5 protein-coding genes and 2 pseudogenes are annotated in these 4,936 nt (G+C 72.4%); 3 read left to right on the top strand and 4 right to left on the bottom strand.

From position 1 onward, the window contains the following. Both RWM17_RS12215 and RWM17_RS12210 read right to left on the bottom strand, forming a co-directional pair. Positions 1–449 (bottom strand): annotated as a pseudogene (locus RWM17_RS12215) (hypothetical protein); the annotation flags it as partial. Between the two features lie 261 nt (positions 450–710). Next, entirely contained in the window at positions 711–1,403 is a 693-nt protein-coding gene (locus tag RWM17_RS12210) for a metal-dependent transcriptional regulator (RefSeq protein ID WP_123547908.1), read from the bottom strand. 87 nt (positions 1,404–1,490) lie between these two features. Between RWM17_RS12210 and serC the strand changes: the two genes are divergently transcribed. Continuing rightward, positions 1,491–2,603, top strand: coding sequence for a phosphoserine transaminase (gene serC, locus RWM17_RS12205; protein ID WP_314104042.1), 1,113 nt, complete (start codon positions 1,491–1,493; stop codon positions 2,601–2,603). A 116-nt stretch (positions 2,604–2,719) separates the two neighbouring features. Here serC and RWM17_RS12200 read toward each other — a convergent pair whose 3' ends face one another. Together RWM17_RS12200 and RWM17_RS12195 are read right to left on the bottom strand one after the other, a co-directional pair. Next, the gene (locus RWM17_RS12200; protein WP_314104040.1) at positions 2,720–3,472 is read right to left on the bottom strand and encodes a DUF3027 domain-containing protein; all 753 of its coding nucleotides are present in this window, start codon (positions 3,470–3,472) and stop codon (positions 2,720–2,722) included. After that, positions 3,465–3,842, bottom strand: coding sequence for a cold-shock protein (locus tag RWM17_RS12195; protein WP_123547905.1), 378 nt, complete (start codon positions 3,840–3,842; stop codon positions 3,465–3,467). Before RWM17_RS12195 ends, RWM17_RS12200 begins: the two co-directional genes overlap by 8 nt. Positions 3,843–3,934: 92 nt before the next feature. Here RWM17_RS12195 and RWM17_RS12190 point away from each other — a divergent pair, with 92 nt between their 5' ends. Both RWM17_RS12190 and RWM17_RS12185 read left to right on the top strand, forming a co-directional pair. Then, entirely contained in the window at positions 3,935–4,213 is a 279-nt protein-coding gene (locus RWM17_RS12190) for a hypothetical protein (protein WP_133738369.1), read from the top strand. A gap of 39 nt (positions 4,214–4,252) precedes the next feature. After that, positions 4,253–4,936: pseudogene (locus RWM17_RS12185) on the top strand (hypothetical protein); the annotation flags it as partial.

The following is a 4,936-nucleotide window of genomic DNA, read 5'->3' as shown; positions in this document are numbered from 1 at the left end:
GTCTCGACCGCCGCGGCGTCGACGGCGAGCGTCTGCCCTCCGGCGACCCGGGCGTCGGTGACGGCGGCGGCTGCGGCCGCCTCGCTCGCGGCCGGGTCGTCCTGGTCGAGGGCGAAGGCGGGCAGGGCCACCGTGCCGAAGAGCCCCGCGGTGACGGTCATGACCGTCACGCTGACGACGCTGCGACGGACGGACAAGCGCGACCGGGTCGCGGGCACGGTGGCGGCGGTCGTCGAGGCGTGGTGCTCGGCGGCACGGCGCGCGACGAGCTCGGAGCGCAGCACACGTCGCGCCGCGGGGACGGTCGACACCGAGCCGCGGCGCCCGGAGGCGGCAGCTGCGGCAGCGGCCTCGGCACGGCGGAGGGAGGAGCGGGTGGGGAACTCGGCGGAGTCGGCGCGCTGGGCTGCGCTGCCGCCTCCTTCGGGGGGAAGAACGGGAGTGGTCAAGAGGTCGGGTCTCCTGCGCCTCGTCACCCTAGGGAGGTGCTCCGTCCGACGTCAGATCGTCGACGCGAGGCAGGAGACGGATGCACGAGACGTCCTGCCACGGGCCCCGACAACTGCTTCACGGCTCGGGGACCATGCGACTGTAATCGCCTCCGACTCAGATCACGAATCGGTAACGACGCCTCATGTTCAGGCCTTGGCTTACCCTGGCAGGCCGCCGAGCGCCTCCCTCGAGGCGTCGTTGAGAAGTCTCTGGATCAGCTATGCAGAGACGTAGATGTGCTGCGCGACCTCGGTCGGCAGCTCGAGGCCGTCGTCGTGCCCCTCGACCTTCACGAGCACGTAGGCGCCGGCCGAGGTGACGGTCGCGACGCCGCCGGGAGTGACCCCGGCGTCCTGCAGCTGCTGGAGCAGCTCGGGCTCGAACTGCACGGGCTCGGCGAGGCGGCGCACGGGACGCGTGACGCCCTCCGGGTTCTCGGCGAGCACCTGCACGAGGTTGACGACCCCGTCGAGGAACCGGCCCGCGGGCGAGTCGCCCAGCTCGTCGAGACCGGGGATCGGGTTGCCGTAGGGCGACTCGGTCGGGTGGTCGAGCATCTCGAGCAGACGGCGCTCGACCTGCTCGCTCATCACGTGCTCCCACCGGCAGGCCTCGTCGTGCACGTAGGCCCAGTCGAGCCCGATGACGTCGGCGAGCAGGCGCTCGGCCAGGCGGTGCTTGCGCATGACGTGGGTCGCCTTCGACCGGCCGTCGTGCGTGAGCTCGAGGTGGCGGTCGCCCGAGACGACGACGAGCCCGTCGCGCTCCATGCGCGCGATCGTCTGCGACACCGTCGGGCCGGAGTGGCCGAGTCGCTCGGAGATGCGGGCCCGCAGGGGCACGATGTTCTCTTCTTCGAGATCGAGGATCGTGCGCAGGTACATCTCAGTGGTGTCGACGAGATCGGTCAACAGGGGCCTCCCGGTGGAACGCGTGGACTACCTCGTCAGCTTACCGGCTGCGCGGGTCCGCCCGTGCCGCGTCACTAGGATCGTGCCATGGCGGACCTCTCGATTCCCACTGACCTCCTCCCCCGCGACGGACGCTTCGGCTGCGGCCCGTCCAAGATCCGGGGCGCCCAGCTCGAGCACCTCGTCACCGCCGGCGCCACGATCCTCGGCACCTCGCACCGTCAGCCCCCCGTGAAGCAGCTCGTCGGCCGCGTCCGTGCCGACCTCGCCGACCTCTTCCGCCTGCCCGACGGCTACGAGGTCGTGCTCGGCAACGGCGGGTCGACGGCGTTCTGGGACGCCGCGGCGTTCGGGCTCGTCGAGAAGCGCGCCGAGAACCTGTCGTTCGGCGAGTTCGGCTCCAAGTTCGCGAAGGCGGTCGCCGCCCCCTGGCTCGAGGCTCCCGTCGTCCGCACCGCGGAGGGCGGCTCGCTCAGCCAGATCGAGGTCGTCGAGGGGGTCGACGTCTACGCCTGGCCGCACAACGAGACCTCGACCGGGGTCATGGCCCCGGTCACCCGAGTCGCCGGCGACCCCGGCGCCCTCACCGTCGTCGACGCCACGAGCGCCGCGGGCGGCATCGACTTCGACGCCTCGCAGGCCGACGTCTACTACTTCGCGCCGCAGAAGAACTTCGCCTCCGACGGCGGCCTCTGGTTCGCCCTCATGTCGCCGGCGGCGATCGAGCGGATCGAGCGGATCGCCGCGAGCGGTCGGTACATCCCCGAGTTCCTGAGCCTCAAGAACGCCGTCGACAACTCCCGGCTCGACCAGACGCTGAACACCCCGGCCCTCACGACGCTGCTGCTGCTCGAGGACCAGACCCGCTGGATGCTCGAGAACGGCGGCCTCTCGTGGGCCGACGCCCGCACCCGCGAGTCGTCGTCGGCGCTCTACGACTGGGCCACCGCCTCCGAGTACGCGACGCCCTTCGTCGTCGACCCGACCCACCGCTCGCAGGTGGTCGCGACGATCGACTTCGCCGAGTCGATCGACGCCGCGGCGATCGCCGCGACCCTCCGCGCCAACGGCATCGTCGACACCGAGCCGTACCGCAAGCTCGGCCGCAACCAGCTGCGGGTCGCCACCTTCACGGCCATCGAGCCCGACGACGTCCGCCAGCTGATCCGCTCGATCGAGCACGTGGTCGGCGCCCTCTAGGCGCCGTCCCCGAACGCGAGAGGCCCCGACACCAGCAGGTGTCGGGGCCTCCGTGCGTCAGCAGGACCGAGCGTCAGCAGGACCGAGCCGAGGAGGTGCCGGCCGCGTCGGGCAGGTCAGCGTCGTCGACGGGGCAGCGGGTCCTCGTCCTCGCCGTCCCAGTCGCCGACGTGCGAGTCGTCGTCGGCGTCCGCCTCGGGGTGCGCGGGCGGCACGACGGGCTCGTCGTCGTCCGACTCGTCGTCGTCGTCCGAGTCGTCGTCGTCCTCGTCGTCCAGGTCGTCGATGTCGACGCCGTCGACGTCGCCGCCGTGGACAGGCCGAGGGCCGTGGTCCTCGTCGGAGTCGTCGTCCTCGTCGGACTCGTCGTCGTCGTCCTCGTCGTCGTCGTCGTCGTCGTCGTCCGACCCGTCGTCCTCGTCAGGGTCGCCGTCGTCGTCGTCCGACTCGTCGTCGTCCTCGGAGTCCGCGTCGCCCGCCTCCTGCGCCTTCATCTCGGCGAGGCGGTCGGCCCACGGCACCCAGTCGGGCGCGATCAGGGCGTGGTCACCGGGCAGCAGCTCGACCTCGAGGACGGTGGGGTCGGAGCCCTCGACCTGGGCGACGCTGACCGTCCAGAACCAGCCGGGGTAGCCGGGCAGCAGGGTGGCGAAGCGGACCGAGACGACTCCGTCGACCTCGTCGACCGGGGGCGCCTCGGCGCCGATCGTCTCGTCGGGGGTGATCTCGAGCAGGGCGGTGCGCGCCAGCCCGGCGAAGGGCGACGTGCGGGGCGCGTCCGTCGCCGCGGCGGGCGTGGAGGCGGCGTCCGGAGTCGCGGCGCCGTCGGGCGTCGAGGCGACGTCGGGCATCGAGGGGGCGTCAGGCATCGAACTGGTCCGCGACGGTGCGCAGCAGCACGGCGAGCTTGGCGCCGTTCTGCGGGTAGCGGCCGTGGCGCAGGTCGCCGCCGGCCTGGTCGAGCACCTTCACGAGGTCCTCGACGATGACGGCCATGTCGTCGGCGCTGCGTCGGCTGCGCTTGACGAGGCTCGGGGCGGCCTCCAGCACGCGCACGGAGAGCGCCTGCGCACCGCGCTTGCCGTCGGCGATGCCGTACTCGAGGCGGGTGCCCGCCTTGACGCCGACGGTGCCGGCGGGCAGCGCGGACGCGTGGAGGAAGACCTCTTGGCCGTCATCGCTGCTGATGAAGCCGAAGCCCTTCTCGTCGTCGTAGAACTTGACCTTGCCGGTGGGCACGATGTGACTCCTCGTGGTGTGGGGGTGCGTCCTGAGCCAGGACGCGAGGTGCGGGACCGCCCTGCCCGGCGGTCAGCCACTATCCTGTGGAGGTGGCAGACAAGAACGAGCAGAACGCACCTCAGGGCGTCCATCGTACTGAACGCGTGCTGATCGTCATGATGGTCACGATCGTCGGGCTCTCGATCGCCGCGTTCGTCGCGCGGCTCGTGGGCCAGGTCGTCGGCGTCGACGACTACTCGGGCGGGGCGTGGCCGATGGTCACGATCCTCCCCTTGATCGGGCTGCCGCTCGCGATCCTGCTCATCATCGCGTCGGTGGTGGTCGGGGTCGTCCGTCGCAGCAGGGCGAGTCGCGACACCACACGGTAGACGCAGCACCGCGCTGCTCACCACCAGGAGGCCATGCCCATGTCCAGTGCACTCGACCTCGCGGGCGTGCTCCGCTCCTCCGCGCCCGACGACCTCGTCCGGCTGCTCTCCGCCCGGCTGCTCCGCGCCTCCTCGGTGAACGACGCCTTCGACCTCGCCGACACGCTGCTCGACCCCTCGTCGGTGCGCGACGCGCTGTCGCACCTCGACCGCACCGAGCTGCTCGTGCTGCACGCCGCCCGCACGCCGGGCGACCTCGACGCCCTCGTCGGCCGCCTCGACGCGGTCTTCGACATCGGTCGGGGCGCGGTCGCCGTCGCGGTCGACCACCTCGTCGAGCTGTTCCTCGTCGTGCGCCAGGGCGACGGGCCGACCGCGAGCGTCAGCACCCTCGACGGCGTCGGCGACCGACTCGACGACGACCCGGCGCTCTCGCCCGGCCGGCTGGGCGCCGAGCACCCGCCCGTCGTGCTCGAGGCCGTGGCCGACGTCGACCGCGACGCAACCGACGCGCGGTCGGCCGAGCGTCTCTACGCCGTCGTGATCGAGGTCGCCGAGATCCTCCGCGCTCTCGACCGGTCGCCGGCCCGTGAGCTGGCCAAGGGCGGGCTCGCCCTGCCCGAGGTGCGGCGCCTGGCCGAGGCCGCCCGTCTCGACGTCGACGACGTCCCGACCGTCGTGGCAATCGCCTCCCGCGCCGGCCTCGCGGCCGCCGGCCCGGAC

The sequence above is a fragment of the uncultured Frigoribacterium sp. genome (assembly GCF_963515265.1).
GTDB lineage: Bacteria > Actinomycetota > Actinomycetes > Actinomycetales > Microbacteriaceae > Frigoribacterium.
The sequence above is the reverse complement of the archived record's forward strand: the minus strand, read 5'-3'. Positions and strand labels throughout refer to the sequence as shown.

Coding starts and splice junctions, on each gene's coding strand:
- serC (WP_314104042.1), top strand. CDS start 1,491: ATGGCGGACCTCTCGATTCCCACTGACCTCCTCCCCCGCGACGGACGC.
- RWM17_RS12200 (WP_314104040.1), bottom strand. CDS start 3,472: ATGCCTGACGCCCCCTCGATGCCCGACGTCGCCTCGACGCCCGACGGC.